Below are 15,835 nucleotides of genomic sequence, written 5' to 3' on the forward strand. Positions count from 1 at the left end.
CAGATCACAAAAACAGGTGGAAGATTATGCCGTCATAAAAGGCACATTTTCCACCTGTTTATTAATTTAATTTGCGGTTTTATTAGTTTATATTATGGGTAGAGTTTGCGGTTTAACAATCTATGAATGAGGAACTTGAAAAAGGTATTTTAAAAGCAACGATAACCGGAGAATTTGAAATGACTGAAGAAATGAGGCGAGACACGGAAAAGTTTATAGATGGCCAACTTCATAAATATGGCATTTTAAAAGAAAATGAGTCAGTAAGTAAAGACTTTATTGAAGACCCTTTAACAGGGATTGATTATTACAAAAACGATTTCAACAGTAGATACAAAGATAGGGTGATGCTTCTTCGCAAAGGTTCTAATCGTCGAAAAGCACTCATTGAACGAATGAAAAAAGGCAAGAGAAAGTAAAAAAAAGATATTTAACGGTTCTGAGGAACCGTTTTTATTTTACCCTGAAAGGAGGCATTTAATGTCTGAAGGACTGCGACCACACAGGCACTGTTATTTTGAAGTAGAATCAAGAAGATACTTCGATAAAAACAGAGGCTGTGCAATCAGAAAAACGCACTATGAGTGCATGATATGCGGTCATGAGTTCTATGAGACTGTAGAACTTTCTCATGATCCACCGCAATACAAGAATAAAAACAATGTATTAAACAGAAATAGAAACAGAGGCTAGACGTAGGCTCTTTTTATTTTGCCCTGGACATGGCATTTAAAAGGTTTAAAAATTCATCCAGCATGATGTTAAAACTGCGACCGCACTAGAAGACACTAGATTTAAAAACGAAGCGGAGAGAGGTATTACATGGATTTTCTTAAGGATATTCTAGGCACTGAGTTATTTGAACAGGTGGCTAATGCAGTAAATGCATATAACGGCAATGAAGCGAATAAGGATAAACAGATTAAGATTGCAAATCTAGCAAGTGGTAAATACGTTGATAAAAACAAATATACGGATCTTGAGAAATTATTAAATCAGAAAGAAACTGATTTAACGGACGCTCAGAAGCTTATTGATGATCTAAAAGAATCGGCTGGAAAAGGTGAAGATATGGCCACTAAGATTGCAGAATTTGAGACAACTATCAGAGATCAGCAGGAAGAACTTAAAAAAGCAAAGACAGAGTCAGCATTAAAGATTGAACTTCTTTCAGCTGGTGCCAAGGCTGACGACATTGATTATTTACTATTCAAATTAGGTAATGACAGTGATTTTAAAGCCGAGCTTGATGAAAACGGCAAGTTAAAAGGCATTGATGACAAGTTGAAGAACCTAAAGACTATTTATCCTAATCAGTTCGAAGCAGAAGCATCTAAGAATTTCGATGAGAATCACTTACCGGGTGGAAAACCCGACGATACTCCTGAACCAGCCACTTTGACAGGAGCAATCAGAAACAGATATGAAAATAAAGAATAAAGAGAGGATTAATATATGCCAATTTTATTAAAAGACATGAAAGTTGGAATGCATGACAAAGTCGCTGAACAGGTAGTCGACTCTTTTATCAGACATTCTGAAGTATTAGAATTATTACCATTTGACAATGCGGTCTCACCAAGTGGAGGCTCTACATTAACATACGGATATGTACAGACTAAATTACCTTCTAACACTGCATTCCGTGCTTTAAATACTGAATATGCTTCTAGTGAAGCAAAATTAGAACAGAAAGCCGTTAACTTAAAGGTATTCGGTGGTTCTTTTGAAATTGACCGTGTTATTAAGGATGCAGAAGGCATGTACGATAACATGGCATACCAAATTGATGAAAAGGTCATCTCAGCAATTGGAACATTCCACAATGCTATGATCAATGGAGATTCAGCAACAAACTCTGAAACTTTTGATGGCTTAGACAAGTTCTTAGTTGGTTAGACAACAGAATTTAACACAGGTGCTTACTATGACTTATCAACAATGGCTAAGTTAGAAGCAAATGCCAGTGCATTCTGTGAAGCATTAATCAAATGAATTAATAGAACAGGCGCAGATGCTTTATTTGTAAATGAAGATATGAAGTCTAAAATTTAGACTGTCGCTAGAGTATAAGATATAAGTCAGAAAGTGAAGAAACTTTCGGCTGTGTTGTTACTACAATCGGAGAAAATAAAGTAAGATTAATTGATTTAGGTGACGTTGTAACTGCTTCAGGAGACACAGCTGTTGAAACTCCTACACCTAAACCGCAGAGTAATGTTTCTAGTGCTTTAGGTACTTATATGATTGCTGCTAGTGACTTAAAGGTACACACAGGACCAGGAATGAAATACAGAGTCAAGACACACAACGAATTAACTAAGGATGCCAAGACTCACGATTACGATAAGGACGGATGTATTGATTACGGAACTCGTGTTACAGTTTTTAGATTCGATGGGGATTGGGCAAAGATTCCAAGTGGTTGGGTTGCTAAAAGATATTTGAAAAAAGTCTAATTTAAGTTTTATCATGAGTTTATTCATAAAGATGTTGAATAAACACGACTTAATTTCTATTAGATCTCGACTACACAACAATTTATATTCATAAGAAAAGACCAGGGCTTAATTGCTCTGGTCCTTTTTTGCTTTCTCAATATCATCTCTTATAAGTTTTTTAATGTAACCCATTTTAGATTCGACATGATCAAGTTTTTCTAGAATGTCTGCATCTGTTTTTTTATTGAATGCAAGATTGACACATTTCGTCATCTTCTTAGCATAGTTTGCGCTAGCTTTCTTCTGTGCTTCAGTTGACATGATTTGATCCTCCTTAGAATAATTTTGAAATCAAGAATAGTAATACGGCAATAAGTCCAATCAATTCGATAGCTTTTAAAATTAATTTTTCCATTGTTTTCTTTGAAAAGTGGTTTTATAATAGTGATAGGAAGAGAGGACAAGCCTCTCAACCTACTTAGTTAAATAGTTTGATTAGAATCAAAATCCAACCGATTAAGGAAATTACTCTAATCACTAGCGCTTCGAATAGGTCCAATATTCGAAGCATTTTTTTAACTTCTTTTCCACTTTCCTTACCTCCTTTTTTTATTAGAGGATATCATAAAATTATACATATGTCATTGCGCATTGATACATTTATGATAATTTTATATAAAAAATATCAGTAAGCAATGATAGTTTTTTGCGTTTTAATTTCGATGTTTCTAATACTAAAAGGAGCGTTATAAATATATGATGCGCCACAAAGAATGTACTAAACTAGTAACAAATCAGTAACAAGGGGTAAAAAGTCTAGGAAACAAGCCAATTTTACATCGTATATAAATGTTTCATAATAAATATAACCCCTTTCATTGGAAGATAAGTTAATTATATCTATTATTTAAGAAAAAATTAAGGTGAAAGTACACAAATAATACACTTTTCTTTGTTAAGATAGTGCAATAGATGAGGAGTGGTGGATATGAATGAATTAAAAGGCCTCTCACAACAAGAGGTACAAGAAAGAATAGAACAAGGACAGGTGAACTATACAGGTCAGTCTATTTCTAAAACTAAAAAGGAAATTGTGAGACAACATACTCTTACATATTTCAACTTTCTAAATATATTTTTAGCTGTTTTGATTGTGATTTCAGGACAGCTGCAGAACTTAACTTTTATTGGAGTTATGGTAGCTAATACAATATTAGGTATCATTCAGGAGTTCAAGGTTAAGAAAACTATTGATAAGCTAAGTGTTGTTACAGTAGAAAAAGTTAAAACACTTCGTAATGGTCAGCTGATTGATGTTCCTGTAGAAGAACTTGTTATGGATGATATTATTTTCTTGACAGCTGGCAATCAGATTGGCACAGACTGTAAGGTTGTAGAAAATCATGCATTAGAAATCAATGAATCTCTTTTGACTGGGGAATCAGTACCTGTTAAAAAGAAGGAGAACGATGAAATCTATGCAGGAACCTTCGTTGTGGCAGGAAGTGGTTATGCAAAAGTAATCCGTGTAGGGAATGCAAACTATTCTACAAAGCTAGTGAACCAAGCAAAACATAAGAATCTTGCGTCTAGTGAGATGAGAGATTCTATTGAGAAGATTATTAAGGTTATGAGTATTATTATTGTGCCAGTCGGTCTATTACTCTTTAGAGCACAATATAAGGCCATGCCAAATGACTTTAATACCGCATTAGTTAAAACAGTAGGTGGTGTTATAGGTATGATCCCTGAAGGACTTGTCCTTCTTACTTCTTTATCTTTTGTATTAGGTGTTGGTCGTCTTGCAAAAAAGAAAGCTCTTGTTCAACAGATGGAATCTATTGAAGCATTAAGCAGAGTAGATGTACTATGTCTTGATAAGACAGGAACTATCACAACAGGTGAACTTAAAGTTAAACATATTGTTCCTATTAGTAATCAATATACGCGTGAGATGATTTGCGATATTATGGGTTCATTTGCTTTCTTAGTAGATGATATCAACCCAACTCAGAAAGCTTTAATGAATTACTTCACTAAAAATGATAAATATCATAAGAAATCAGAAGTACCATTTTCTTCAGAACGTAAATATCGAGCAATAACTTTTGATGATAATCGTTCTTTTGTATTAGGTGCTCCTGAATTCTTGACTGATAATAAAGAAATCTTAGATCAGGTCAGTGGTTACTCTGAATTTGGATTACGTGTATTACTGTTAGGAGAAGCAGATTATTTAGAAGAGGGACATTATCATTCTCTTACTCCAGTTTGTCTTATTACTATTAGTGATATCATTAAAGAAGATGCACATGATACATTTGATTATTTCAAATCTCAGGGTGTTTCTATTAAAGTCCTTTCAGGAGATAACCCTCTTACAGTTTCTCGTGTATGCACTCTTGCAGGGCTTGATAACGCAAATAATTATATGGATGCTTCGACTCTCCCTGATACTGTAGAAGAAATGAAACAAGTATTAGGAGAAACATGTGTCTTTGGACGTGTTAAACCAGAACAGAAACAATTGATTATCAAAGCTTTCCAAGAAAATGGTCATGTTGTTGGTATGGTGGGTGATGGTGTCAATGATGTCCTTGCAATTAAAGATGCAGATTGTGGTATCGCGATGGCCAATGGAGCAGATGCGGCTAAGCAGGCAGCACATATTGTATTATTAGATTCTAACTTCAGTTCAATGAAGGAAATTGTAAACGAAGGTCGTGTCATCATTGCGAATATTGAAAAGGTCAGCTCACTATATCTAACTAAGACTATTTATTCTACAATTCTTAGTCTGATCTTTGGATTCTTCTGCTTAACTTATCCATTTACGCCTTTCCAGCTCTCTTTAGTAAGTGGTATGGCAATTGGATTACCATCATTCATTATTACTCTTGAACACGATACAACAATGAGTTCTAAGGGCTTCTTAACACATGTGATTCATACAGCACTTCCATGTGCTTTAAGTGTTGTAGTGCTTGTACTGTTTAATTTCTTATTAAAATGGATGTTCTTCTTAAATGCGAAATACTTTTCTACATATAGTTTCTTAGCGACTATATTTATTAGCTTTATTGTATTATTTAAGGTTTCTAAACCACTCAATTTTTTAAGAAAGTTTAATATTGGTTTAAACATCCTGCTTACTATTGGTTGCCTTTATGCAATTCCAACCTATTTTTATATGTATCCTATTACGGACTTACGTGTTATTATAGTAGTAGCTTTTGAATGTGTTGTTGCTTATTATTTAGTCGCACTTATCACAAAAGCATTAGATAACATAACTGAATATAGACGTTGGAAGAGGGAGAAGCATGGATAAAAAATATTTTTTCTTTGATATTGATGGCACTTTGACAGATATACAAACAGGTATTCCGGTACCGAGTGCATTAGAAACAATTAAAAAATTACAGGATAAAGGACATTTTGTCGCAATTGCGACAGGACGTGCTTATTATAAAACAAAAGATACTGCTAAGATGCTTGGTATTCATAATCTTGTTTCTAATGGTGGGGCAGCACTTATTTATAATGATGAACTTGTTACTAATAGTCCATTAGATAGAGAAAAGGCTTTAGCTCTAATTCATGAAGCAGATGAAAAAGGCTTTGGAATATTAGTTGCTGTTAATGATAGTATTGATGTAGTGATGAAGGATGAACACTTTATTGAACAGGTAGGAGAAAGACAGGAACCAACTCGTTATATTCTTGATAAGTCATTAAACTATGATGATTTGAAGGATATCTATAAGATTTATATTGCGATTCCAGAAGACAAAGAAGAAGAACTTACTTTAAGAGATACAGTGGGGCATATCCGCTTTGTATCACCTTATCTTACTTATCAGCATGATGCAAAAGAAAAAGGCATTATCAAGATGATGGAATACTTAAAGGCTGATATTAAGGATGTTGTAGTTTTTGGAGATGGTGAGAATGATCTTGTTATGTTCAAGAAGGAATGGACATCTATTGCGATGGGTAATGGTGTAGAAGACTTAAAGAAAAAAGCAGATTTTGTTACTAAAGATTCTACAGACGATGGTATAGAGTATGCATGTCGTCATTTTGGATGGATTGATTAAGAGAAGGAGTAATCCTTCTTTTTTTATATATAAGACAAATAGCAGTGTGGATAATTATAAAACAACTAAATAAAGTTCAAATATTAATAAGAATACTTGTATACAATCTAAAGATAATGTGATAGAATAGATTCAACCTTCAAAAAAGGAGTTGGTGATATGGATCAGAATATAAAGGATTGTTTTAAGAAATCATTGGATGAAACAGCTATTCCTGGTGAACTTTATAAGAAGTATTCTGTAAAGAAAGGCTTACGTAATGAAGATGGTACTGGTGTATTAGTTGGTTTGACAAATATATCAGATGTAGTGGGGTATAAGAAGGTTGATGGTGAAAAAGTTGATGACTATGGTACATTGTATTATCGTGGTATCAATGTAAAGGATATTGTCGAGAATGGAAAAGGTCGTCGTTTCTTATATGAAGAAGTCTGCTTCTTAATTCTATTTGGTTATTTACCAAATAGAGAGGAATTGGAGCACTTTAAGAAGACGATTAGCGATCATTACACCTTGCCTGAAAGATACCTAGAATTGAATATTCTAGGCTATCCAGAGAAGAATCTCATGAATAAGCTACAAAGAGAAGTATTGATGCTTTATAGCTATGATGATGATCCAGATAATGTAGGTGTATTAGAAACATTATATAAGGGAATTGATTTGATTGCGAAGATTCCTGTTATTGTCAGCTATACATATCAATCAAAGGTACACCACTTTGATAAAGGATCTATGATTATTCATCATCAGAATTATGATTATTCTATTGCTGAACAGATTTTATATTTATTAAGAAGAGATGGTACTTTCTCTAATAAGGAAGCAGAAGTACTTAATACTGCACTTATTCTTCATGCTGATCATGGTGGAGGTAACAACTCTACATTCACAAATGTTGTTATATCTTCTACTGGTACAGATATCTATTCAGCTATTTCAGGGGCCATTGGTTCATTGAAGGGTCCAAAACATGGTGGGGCCAACTTAGCGGTTAAAAAGCAGATGGAACTTGTTATTAACGAAATTGGTATACAAGCTTCAGAACTTCGTATTAGACAAATAGTCCAGGACATCTTAGATGGGGACTTTAATGACCATACAGGACTTATTTATGGTATTGGACATGCTGTATATACATTAAGTGATCCACGTAGTGAAATCCTAGCAAAACAATGTGAAGAATTATCATATGAGAAATTTAGACATGATGAATATGAATTTTATAGAAAATTCTCAGCTATTGCGATTGAGGAAATCTATAAGCGAAAAGGTATTCATGTCTGTACAAACGTCGATTTCTATAGTGGTTTAGTTTATGATATGCTTGGCATTCCTGAAGATCTTTATACATTACTCTTTGTAATTGGTAGAACAGTTGGATGGGTTGCTCATAATATTGAATCTAAGCTTTATAGTGGACGAATTGTTAGACCTGCCACTAAATTTGTGGGAGAACTTAAAGAATATAAAAATATCGAAGATAGATAGGAAAAGTGCGACTAAAATCGCATTTTTTCTTTTGTTTTCAATAAAAACACTACACTTTTGAACCAATAAATGTTACTATCTTTATAAGGAAGTTGTCCTCTCAAGGAGAAATATATGGTTGTTTCCTATTTATTGACAATATGTGGTTCTTTAATCATAATTATTGGAGCTGCTGTATTTATTATTGGAAAACACAGCAAATAGACCACTCCGGCTTAATTTTAAAATTAAGTCGGAGTTTTTAGTTGCTTAGTATTTAAATCTTCACCTAATGCTAGTTGATCCTTATTGTTATTGCATGTCTACTTCGCCTCTATCGTATAGGATACTTGTATCCAAAACCATTTATATCTGCATTTAGTACATTCTCATCAGCAATTCTATACTGTCCACGATTTATTCTCTTTCTACTGAAATGGTCTTATCCCAAAAGCTGGCCTTTGAGGTGTACGATTCTTCCTATATTGCAAGTATGATGCCATTTGATTTACAGAGATATTCAAGCTTATCTTGAAGTATCTTATAGGGGATATCATATTACTTTTACCTATATTGGAATACTTCTGAAGTGTTTCATTATAGCCCACGATAAGTGTTCCTATATCATTATCAAGACAGTAATTAATCACAATGTGTGCTGTAGTCTTTGATTCTATTGTTGTGCTTACGCACTATTTTTTTGGTCATCTTATTGTCATAGTTCTGTTTTTCCTTGATGGACTCTAATCGTGCATTCTCCTGTCAATTTTATATATCTTATACTCTCTTTCATTCTAGACTACTTAATTATAAGCACAAAAAAAAGCGCCGAAGCGCTTTTTGATTATTTTACTTTATGAATCCAGTTGAACTTATCTGGAAGTTTACCCCATTGGATACCTGTTAAAGTATCATATAATTTCTGAGTTAATTCACCAGTCTTGAAGTCATTGATAAGAACTTCTTCACCCTTATAACATAATTCACCAACTGGAGAAATAACTGCTGCAGTACCTGTACCCCAAGCTTCTTTTAAAGCACCAGTACGTCCTGCTTCCATTAATTCATCAACACTTAGATGACGCTCTTCTACTTTATAGCCCCAGTCACGAAGAATTGTAAGCATAGAATCTCTTGTAACACCTGGAAGTACTGAACCTTCAAGAGGTGCAGTCACTACTGTATCGTTGATTAAGAACATGATGTTCATAGAACCAACTTCTTCAACATACTTTCTTTCCTGACCATCTAGCCATAATACCTGAGTATAACCATGTTCTTCAGCTTTTACCTGAGCAGCAAGTGAACCAGCATAGTTACCACCACATTTAGTGAAACCAGTACCACCCTTAACAGCTCTTACAAATTCATCTTCAATCCAAATCTTAACTGGTGCAACACCTTCAGGATAATAGTTTCCAACTGGTGTTAAGATAATAACGAATTTATATTTATTTGCTGGATGAACACCAACACCTGGTTCAGTCGCAAACATGAATGGACGAATATATAAAGAAGTTTCAGGTGCAGTAGGAATCCAATCCTGTTCATACTTAACAAGAGTTTCTACAGCTTCTACGAAGTCTTCTTCTGGTAATTCAGCCATACATAAACGTTTGTTTGAGTTTCTCATACGTTTCGCATTCATTTCTGGACGGAATAACTGAACATTTCCTTCTGGATCACGATAAGCCTTTAAGCCTTCAAAAGTTTCCTGTGCATAGTGAAGGACCATTGTAGCTGGATCCATCTGAATTGGAGCATATGGTACAATACGTGCATCATGCCATCCTTTTTCAGAATCCCAATCATATACAAACATATGATCTGTAAAATATTTACCGAAGCCAAGATTTGACTGATCTGGCTTTTCTTTAAGAGTCTTTGCTCTTTCTACTTTGATTTCCATTATTAAAATCCCCCTTTAGAATTGTTCTCATTATAGTACTATCATTTGCTAGATGCAATACAAAATGAGGAAATAATACAAAACAATTTATATTATTTATGGAAAACAGAAAAATAACACTAAATCACTTTAACCTGCAAACTCTTTTCTAATACTGTAAGAGCTGCTTTTTCTAGGTTTTCATCAAAAGAAGCACATCCTTTTGTATCTACTTCAATTAAAGCTTCAGGAAGCGCACTCTTAATCATAATACAATTAGAAATCACACAAATATCAGTCACTACTCCTACTACTCTTACTTCTTCGTAAGCTGTATCTTTTAATAAGTTCGCAAGCATTAAAGATGGGAAAGTATTTTTTTCAATCACTGTATGATTTCTACTTAAAGACTGTAATTCTCCGTAAAGTTCATGTCCTTTTGTCTGTGAGATACAATGAGGTACAGGTAAATTCTTACCTTCCTGTGTCTCTAGATAGTTATTAAAGTGTGTATCTTTAGTAAACCAGACATCTTCACCTTCTTCTTCATATTTCTTTACTAATGAAATGATATAAGGGGCAATCTTGGTTGCTTTTTCAAATCCAAGTGCACCATCCACAAAATCATTCTGATAATCTACAACAACGAGTAGTTTCTTGCTCATGGTTAAACCTCCTTTTTTATTTATTATAACGCACTTTGATATGTTATAATAGAGCACAGAGAGGTGTTTTTATGGATAAGAATTTATTGGGTATGTATGATTTAAAAATTGAAAGATTAAAGAAAGCATTAGAAAGAAATAACATGACTTGTAATGTATTTAATACAGAAGAAGAACTTCATGATTATTTTAAGACAATTTTCAAGGACCAAAAGGTAGTGGCAGTAGGTGGTTCTATGTCACTTGATGAAATGCATGTATTAGATTTAGTGCGTGCAAGTGATGTGAAGTTCCTTGATCGTTATGCTAAAGGATTAACTAAAGAAGAAATCAACGCAATACATCATGAAGCATTTAATGCGGATATTTATTTAACGAGTACCAATGCAATGACAACAGATGGCTGTTTATATAATATTGATGGCAATGGTAATAGAGTGGCTGCAATGATCTATGGGCCTAAGGATGTTTATGTCGTTGCAGGTGTCAATAAGATCTTTGAATCAGAAGAAGAAGCTATTGACCATATTAAAAACGTGTCAGCACCGGCAAATGCGATTAGATTACACCGTCAAACAGGATGTGCTGTTGCTGGTAAGTGTGTCAATTGCATGTCAGATCAAAGAATTTGTGCATCTTATGTCAAACTTGCACACCAGGGAAACAAGGATAGAATCCATGTAATTATTATGAGACAGGAGTTAGGTTATTAATATGAAGGCAGGAATACTATGTCCTATCTCTGCACTACCATCATCTTATGGTGTAGGAGATTTTGGAAAGAACGCATATACATTTGTAGATCAGCTAAAGAAATCAGATGTAAAGATCTGGCAGATCTTACCACTTAATCCTTTAGCATATGGGAATTCACCTTATCAGCCATATTCATCTTATGCGGGTGATGAACTTTATATTGATTTAGAAGATTTAGTTAATGATGGATTACTTGAAAAAGATGAATTAAAAACATTTAATAAACAGGCTGAAACAGTGGAATATGAAGCTGTACGTACACATAAAGAAGACTTATTAAGACTCGCATATAAAAGATTTGAATTTAATGATGATTTTAAACAGTTTATAAAAGACAATAAATGGGTTGAGGGTTATGCATTATTTCGTACTTTTAAATTAACAAATGAGGGAAAGCCATGGACAGAGTGGCATGAGGAATATAAGGAGTTCCCTAAACATCAATCTTTTGAACTATTACCTTTTGAGAAAGAAATCAATTATCAGGAGTTTTTACAGTATTATTTCTTCAAACAATGGTATGCATTAAAGAAATATGCGAATGATCAGGGTATTATGATTATAGGGGATATGCCTATCTATGTAGGATTAGATAGTGCTGATTGCTGGTTAGATCAGGAAGACTTCTTATTAGAAGAAGATGGCACACCTTCATTTGTAGCAGGTGTACCACCTGATTATTTTAGTGAATTTGGACAAAGATGGGGTAACCCTATCTATGACTGGAATCATCTAGAAAAGACAAATTTCAAGTTTTGGATTGATAGAATTCATAGTGCGAATAAGCTTTATGATGAAGTACGTATTGATCATTTCCGTGGATTTGATACTTATTGGAAGATTCCAGCATCAGAACCAACTGCAGTAGTAGGGGAATGGGTAGAAGCACCAGGCTATGCACTATTTGACAAATTATTTGAAGAATATCCAGATACACATATTCTTGCAGAAGATTTAGGCTTATTAAGAGATGAAGTGTATGAACTAAGAGATCATTATAATTTCAAGGGAATGTATATCTTCCAGTTCCATTACAAAGATGAATTTGATTTTGATAAGGTTGTTGTTTATAGCGGTACACATGATAATGATACATTAATGGGATGGTATGATAATCTTGATAAAGATAGCTTAAAGGATGTAGAACTCTTATTAGATGGTTATAAGGAACGTAAATTACATCGTCAGATGATTCATTATTGTATGGATTTACCTGCTGAATCTGTCATTATTCCAGTATGGGATCTTTTAGGAGAACCAGAAACATCACGCTTTAATACTCCAGGTACTATTGGATCTCCTAACTGGGAATGGAAGATGTCACGCTTTACAGAATTCAATAAAGAAATGAAATTCATGAAGAAAATCATTCATGATACGAATCGAGATGAAACTCTATGAAAAGAGCCATTGTATTAAGTGGTGGAGGATCTAAAGGAGCCTATGAAGCTGGTTTCTTACTTGCTGCAAAAGAATTAAACCAACATTTTGATATTGTGACAGGAACTTCTATTGGCGCGCTCAATGGTGCATTAGTTGCTATGGGAGACTATGAAGGATTAGAGTATACATGGAATATATTAGATATGGATCATGTCTTTAATAATGCACCTGATTTGACTGATTTAAAAGATGACTTTATGACAACTTCTTTATTTAATAAGGAAGAGGGAAGTAACTTGTCAGAACTTAAAGAATCCATTGCGCAGCAGACATCTCTTGCACAATCTTTTTTGAAATACTATTTCAAAAACAAAGGGGCTGATAATACCCCTTTTGTAGAACACTGCCGTGGACTTATGGATGAAGAACGCTTATTATCTTCACCTATTGATTTTGGTATATGTACAGTGCAGTTTCCAAGCATGAAAGCATGTTATAAGACTAAATCAGAAATGGAAAGAGGTCATATGCTTGACTATTTACTTGCAAGTAGTGCCTGTTTTCCAGTCTTTCCAATGACAGAAATAAATGGTAATAAGTATATTGATGGGGGATTTAGTGATAACCTTCCTATTGATCTTGCTTTAGATATGGGAGCTGATGAAATAGTCGTAGTGGATATGCATCTTATTCCAGTTCATCCACAATATATCAATCGTCCTTCTATTCTTTATTCATGTCCACCAGTTGATTTAGGTGGTTTTATGGACTTTAATAAGGATGCACTAGAAAGAAATAAGCGTTTGGGCTACTTAATGGCTTATAAGTTATTTGGAAATTATGAAGGCAATCAGTATACTTTTCTTCCTTCAAATCAGACAGTATTTCATGATTACTATAAACAATTATTGATGATGGAAAAAGAAATGAGAGGATTCTTTAATAGTAATTCTTCAGAACTGACATCTTTATTATTAGAAGCCAATCATCAAATGATCTTAAATCTCAAAGATTATACATATATTACTTTAGATTTTATTGGAGAATTAATGGGTTTTGATGATTTAAAGGTTTATGCGTTTGAAGAATACAAAAATATGATTCGTAATGCATTTGAGAAATATATGGAGAAGGATTATTTCCCTCAGGAACTAAGTCTGACAAAGGTGAATCTATCTTTCTTACAAAATCATCTCAATAGAGAATCGATTGTGGGATTCTTTCTACATCAAATGAAATACAAGGAAGCAATGGATATGAAGTCGTATTATACGTTCTGTAGAAAGGAATTAATGATGGCTTCATTGATTTATATATTAATGGGAGGTGGATCAAATGAACATCATTAAAAGGAAATGCCAGAAAGAAGATATAAAAGAAGTTGTTTCTCTTTTTAATGAAGTGATTGAAACAGGACTTTATCTTGAAGAAGACACACCTGTTCTTGATGATTTTATTGAATCAGCATCATATTGTGGTGTGATGCTTGATGATCATCTATTAGTAGGTGCGTATTTGATTAAATCTTTGGGAACCGGACATTGTAAGCATATTGCAACTTGTTCTTATGCAATTAAAGCTGACTATAAGAAAGAACTAGATAGTCTGATTAAGGACTCTTTAGAACAAGCATTTAAAGCTGGATATGCAATTATGCAATTAAATACAGTCACTAAAACATTAAAGACAGTTTTAGATGCAGTAGGCTTTAAGAGTTTAGGAATGATTCGTGATGGCTTTAAAACGTCTAAAGGTGATTATGAGAACACTTATGTTTTATATCGTACTCTAGATGAATCTATTTTAGAATGTAAGGAAAAACAGGACCCTATGTCTATTGAAATCAGTCATATTTCTAAGAAGATTCAAAACAGAGGAATTTATTGGATTGTATCAGAAGTCAAACATTGTCGTATACAAACAAAAAGAGAATACTCTACCTTCGATTATCGTGATCTTCATTATCAATCAGAAGAAGATATTAAAAAATTTGTAGAAAATATTTTCCATAAGTATTATATTGAAAATGAAAAAAATCATGATACTGTGCATGTTTTATCCGTTCATACATCTAAGGATGATGCAGTGGCTGAATGGATCAAGAGAGATGATCTAGAATTACAGAAGCAGATGACAAGCATGCATGGTTTTTCAAAGGGAGTTAAATAATGACGGAACTGAATTATAAAAGAATTGGAATTTATCTTCTTGGATTATTAATTTTAGGCTGTGGTATTGATCTCAATACAAAGACACAATTAGGTGTGTCACCCATCATCTCTGTAGCCTATAATATCGCCTATCTCACTCATATTCCTATTGGTGTAATGACTTTTATCTATTATGTTTTACTTGTCATTATTCAATGGATTTTACTAGGTAAGAAGTTTGATTATTTTCAATTCTTACAGATTCCAGCCAGTCTTGTCACAAGCTTTTTTATTCAATTATTTGATGGAGTTATTCCCGTCGCTTCTCGCTTTCCAGCTCGTATAGTTATGCTTATTCTTGCAATTGCAATTACGGGTATTGGTGCATCACTCACTGTAGGTATGAAAATAGTACCTAATCCTGCAGATGGCTTAGCAAGTGTTATTGGAGAAAAGTGTCATAAGGGATTTGGGTTTGGTAAGAATCTCTTTGATGGGATTTCCATTGTAATATCTCTTATTATTGGCTTTGTCTTTACAGGTGGTATTTTGGGTATTGGTCTAGGAACCGTGATTTCTATGATTTTTACAGGTCGCGTTATTGCTTTGCTTGAAACAAGTATTTCTAAACTCTACTCTTCTGTCACAGAAATAGAATTTGTTGAATAAAGAAGACTTTATAGGCAAATATGCTCATCTATGCATATCTGCCTTTTTTTGTACTGAGCAGGGCACTAATTCAGTCGCAGATAGTCCGATCACAGGTAATTATCGCCAAGCGCAGTGAACTACAAGCCGATACCATAAAGGTTGAAGTGAAGGAAATACGTATCATACCTTAGGTAGATGTAAATGGCGCATTAAATATCATGCGTAAAAGTAGCGTTGTGGATGTAAATATTCTATACAGTAGAGGCGAAGTAGACACACAATAAGAATAAGGATTGCCTAGCAATAGGTGGTCAATCTTCTTAAACGGATG

General features: G+C 33.8%; 16 protein-coding genes. 13 read left to right on the top strand and 3 right to left on the bottom strand.

Going from position 1 to position 15,835, the window contains the following annotated elements:
* The first annotated feature begins 122 nt into the window (after window positions 1-122).
* From H8909_RS07255 to H8909_RS07275, 5 genes are all read left to right on the top strand, one after another.
* A complete protein-coding gene (locus H8909_RS07255) occupies window positions 123-419 on the top strand; it encodes a hypothetical protein (RefSeq protein WP_187012345.1) in 297 nt (98 codons plus the stop codon).
* 61 nt (window positions 420-480) lie between these two features.
* Window positions 481-693 carry a hypothetical protein gene (locus tag H8909_RS07260; RefSeq protein ID WP_187012346.1) on the top strand — a complete coding sequence of 71 codons (213 nt, stop codon included), beginning with the start codon at window positions 481-483 and terminating at the stop codon, window positions 691-693.
* Between the two features lie 129 nt (window positions 694-822).
* Window positions 823-1,440, top strand: coding sequence for a phage scaffolding protein (locus H8909_RS07265; RefSeq protein WP_187012347.1), 618 nt, complete (start codon window positions 823-825; stop codon window positions 1,438-1,440).
* Window positions 1,441-1,455: 15 nt separating this feature from the next.
* Window positions 1,456-1,899: a major capsid protein gene (locus tag H8909_RS07270; RefSeq protein WP_187012348.1), complete on the top strand. Its 444-nt coding sequence runs from the start codon at window positions 1,456-1,458 to the stop codon at window positions 1,897-1,899.
* 344 nt (window positions 1,900-2,243) lie between these two features.
* A complete protein-coding gene (locus tag H8909_RS07275; protein WP_187012349.1) occupies window positions 2,244-2,459 on the top strand; it encodes an SH3 domain-containing protein in 216 nt (71 codons plus the stop codon).
* A 108-nt stretch (window positions 2,460-2,567) separates the two neighbouring features.
* Here H8909_RS07275 and H8909_RS07280 read toward each other — a convergent pair whose 3' ends face one another.
* Entirely contained in the window at window positions 2,568-2,762 is a 195-nt protein-coding gene (locus H8909_RS07280) for a hypothetical protein (protein WP_006507052.1), read from the bottom strand.
* 667 nt (window positions 2,763-3,429) lie between these two features.
* On the opposite strand from H8909_RS07280, the gene H8909_RS07285 reads away from it, so the two are divergent.
* The 3 genes from H8909_RS07285 to H8909_RS07295 all read left to right on the top strand — a co-directional run bounded on the left by H8909_RS07285 (window position 3,430) and on the right by H8909_RS07295 (window position 8,032).
* Complete coding sequence (locus H8909_RS07285; RefSeq protein WP_187012350.1) at window positions 3,430-5,772, top strand: HAD-IC family P-type ATPase; 2,343 nt, start codon at window positions 3,430-3,432, stop codon at window positions 5,770-5,772.
* Window positions 5,765-6,541 carry an HAD-IIB family hydrolase gene (locus tag H8909_RS07290; protein WP_187012351.1) on the top strand — a complete coding sequence of 259 codons (777 nt, stop codon included), beginning with the start codon at window positions 5,765-5,767 and terminating at the stop codon, window positions 6,539-6,541. Before H8909_RS07285 ends, H8909_RS07290 begins: the two co-directional genes overlap by 8 nt.
* 159 nt (window positions 6,542-6,700) lie before the next feature.
* Window positions 6,701-8,032, top strand: a complete 1,332-nt coding sequence (locus H8909_RS07295; protein ID WP_187012352.1) for a citrate synthase — start codon at window positions 6,701-6,703, stop codon at window positions 8,030-8,032.
* 823 nt (window positions 8,033-8,855) lie between these two features.
* Here H8909_RS07295 and H8909_RS07300 read toward each other — a convergent pair.
* Window positions 8,856-9,920: a branched-chain amino acid aminotransferase gene (locus H8909_RS07300; protein ID WP_006507057.1), complete on the bottom strand. Its 1,065-nt coding sequence runs from the start codon at window positions 9,918-9,920 to the stop codon at window positions 8,856-8,858.
* A gap of 119 nt (window positions 9,921-10,039) precedes the next feature.
* Window positions 10,040-10,564 carry a cysteine hydrolase family protein gene (locus tag H8909_RS07305; RefSeq protein ID WP_055234124.1) on the bottom strand — a complete coding sequence of 175 codons (525 nt, stop codon included), beginning with the start codon at window positions 10,562-10,564 and terminating at the stop codon, window positions 10,040-10,042.
* Window positions 10,565-10,635: 71 nt separating this feature from the next.
* Between H8909_RS07305 and H8909_RS07310 the strand changes: the two genes are divergently transcribed.
* Genes H8909_RS07310 through H8909_RS07330 form a run of 5 tightly spaced genes read left to right on the top strand, consistent with a single transcriptional unit; the run spans window position 10,636 to window position 15,522 of the window.
* The gene (locus H8909_RS07310) at window positions 10,636-11,277 is read left to right on the top strand and encodes a lactate utilization protein (protein ID WP_117458602.1); all 642 of its coding nucleotides are present in this window, start codon (window positions 10,636-10,638) and stop codon (window positions 11,275-11,277) included.
* Between the two features lies 1 nt (window position 11,278).
* Complete coding sequence (malQ, locus tag H8909_RS07315; protein WP_187012353.1) at window positions 11,279-12,721, top strand: 4-alpha-glucanotransferase; 1,443 nt, start codon at window positions 11,279-11,281, stop codon at window positions 12,719-12,721.
* A complete protein-coding gene (locus tag H8909_RS07320) occupies window positions 12,718-14,052 on the top strand; it encodes a patatin-like phospholipase family protein (RefSeq protein WP_117458600.1) in 1,335 nt (444 codons plus the stop codon). The genes malQ and H8909_RS07320 overlap by 4 nt, the downstream gene beginning before the upstream one ends.
* Window positions 14,039-14,872, top strand: a complete 834-nt coding sequence (locus tag H8909_RS07325) for a hypothetical protein (RefSeq protein ID WP_117458599.1) — start codon at window positions 14,039-14,041, stop codon at window positions 14,870-14,872. Before H8909_RS07320 ends, H8909_RS07325 begins: the two co-directional genes overlap by 14 nt.
* Complete coding sequence (locus H8909_RS07330; RefSeq protein ID WP_187012354.1) at window positions 14,872-15,522, top strand: DUF6198 family protein; 651 nt, start codon at window positions 14,872-14,874, stop codon at window positions 15,520-15,522. The genes H8909_RS07325 and H8909_RS07330 overlap by 1 nt, the downstream gene beginning before the upstream one ends.
* Window positions 15,523-15,835 lie beyond the last annotated feature (313 nt).

Origin of the sequence: Catenibacterium faecis, assembly GCF_014306455.1 — a bacterium.
GTDB classification, from domain to species: domain Bacteria; phylum Bacillota_I; class Bacilli_A; order Erysipelotrichales; family Coprobacillaceae; genus Catenibacterium; species Catenibacterium mitsuoka_A.

Coding starts and splice junctions, on each gene's coding strand:
- H8909_RS07285 (WP_187012350.1), top strand. CDS start 3,430: ATGAATGAATTAAAAGGCCTCTCACAACAAGAGGTACAAGAAAGAATA.
- H8909_RS07260 (WP_187012346.1), top strand. CDS start 481: ATGTCTGAAGGACTGCGACCACACAGGCACTGTTATTTTGAAGTAGAA.
- H8909_RS07300 (WP_006507057.1), bottom strand. CDS start 9,920: ATGGAAATCAAAGTAGAAAGAGCAAAGACTCTTAAAGAAAAGCCAGAT.
- H8909_RS07330 (WP_187012354.1), top strand. CDS start 14,872: ATGACGGAACTGAATTATAAAAGAATTGGAATTTATCTTCTTGGATTA.
- H8909_RS07320 (WP_117458600.1), top strand. CDS start 12,718: ATGAAAAGAGCCATTGTATTAAGTGGTGGAGGATCTAAAGGAGCCTAT.
- H8909_RS07305 (WP_055234124.1), bottom strand. CDS start 10,564: ATGAGCAAGAAACTACTCGTTGTTGTAGATTATCAGAATGATTTTGTG.
- H8909_RS07275 (WP_187012349.1), top strand. CDS start 2,244: ATGATTGCTGCTAGTGACTTAAAGGTACACACAGGACCAGGAATGAAA.
- H8909_RS07280 (WP_006507052.1), bottom strand. CDS start 2,762: ATGTCAACTGAAGCACAGAAGAAAGCTAGCGCAAACTATGCTAAGAAG.
- malQ (WP_187012353.1), top strand. CDS start 11,279: ATGAAGGCAGGAATACTATGTCCTATCTCTGCACTACCATCATCTTAT.
- H8909_RS07255 (WP_187012345.1), top strand. CDS start 123: ATGAATGAGGAACTTGAAAAAGGTATTTTAAAAGCAACGATAACCGGA.
- H8909_RS07265 (WP_187012347.1), top strand. CDS start 823: ATGGATTTTCTTAAGGATATTCTAGGCACTGAGTTATTTGAACAGGTG.
- H8909_RS07310 (WP_117458602.1), top strand. CDS start 10,636: ATGGATAAGAATTTATTGGGTATGTATGATTTAAAAATTGAAAGATTA.
- H8909_RS07295 (WP_187012352.1), top strand. CDS start 6,701: ATGGATCAGAATATAAAGGATTGTTTTAAGAAATCATTGGATGAAACA.
- H8909_RS07270 (WP_187012348.1), top strand. CDS start 1,456: ATGCCAATTTTATTAAAAGACATGAAAGTTGGAATGCATGACAAAGTC.
- H8909_RS07325 (WP_117458599.1), top strand. CDS start 14,039: ATGAACATCATTAAAAGGAAATGCCAGAAAGAAGATATAAAAGAAGTT.
- H8909_RS07290 (WP_187012351.1), top strand. CDS start 5,765: ATGGATAAAAAATATTTTTTCTTTGATATTGATGGCACTTTGACAGAT.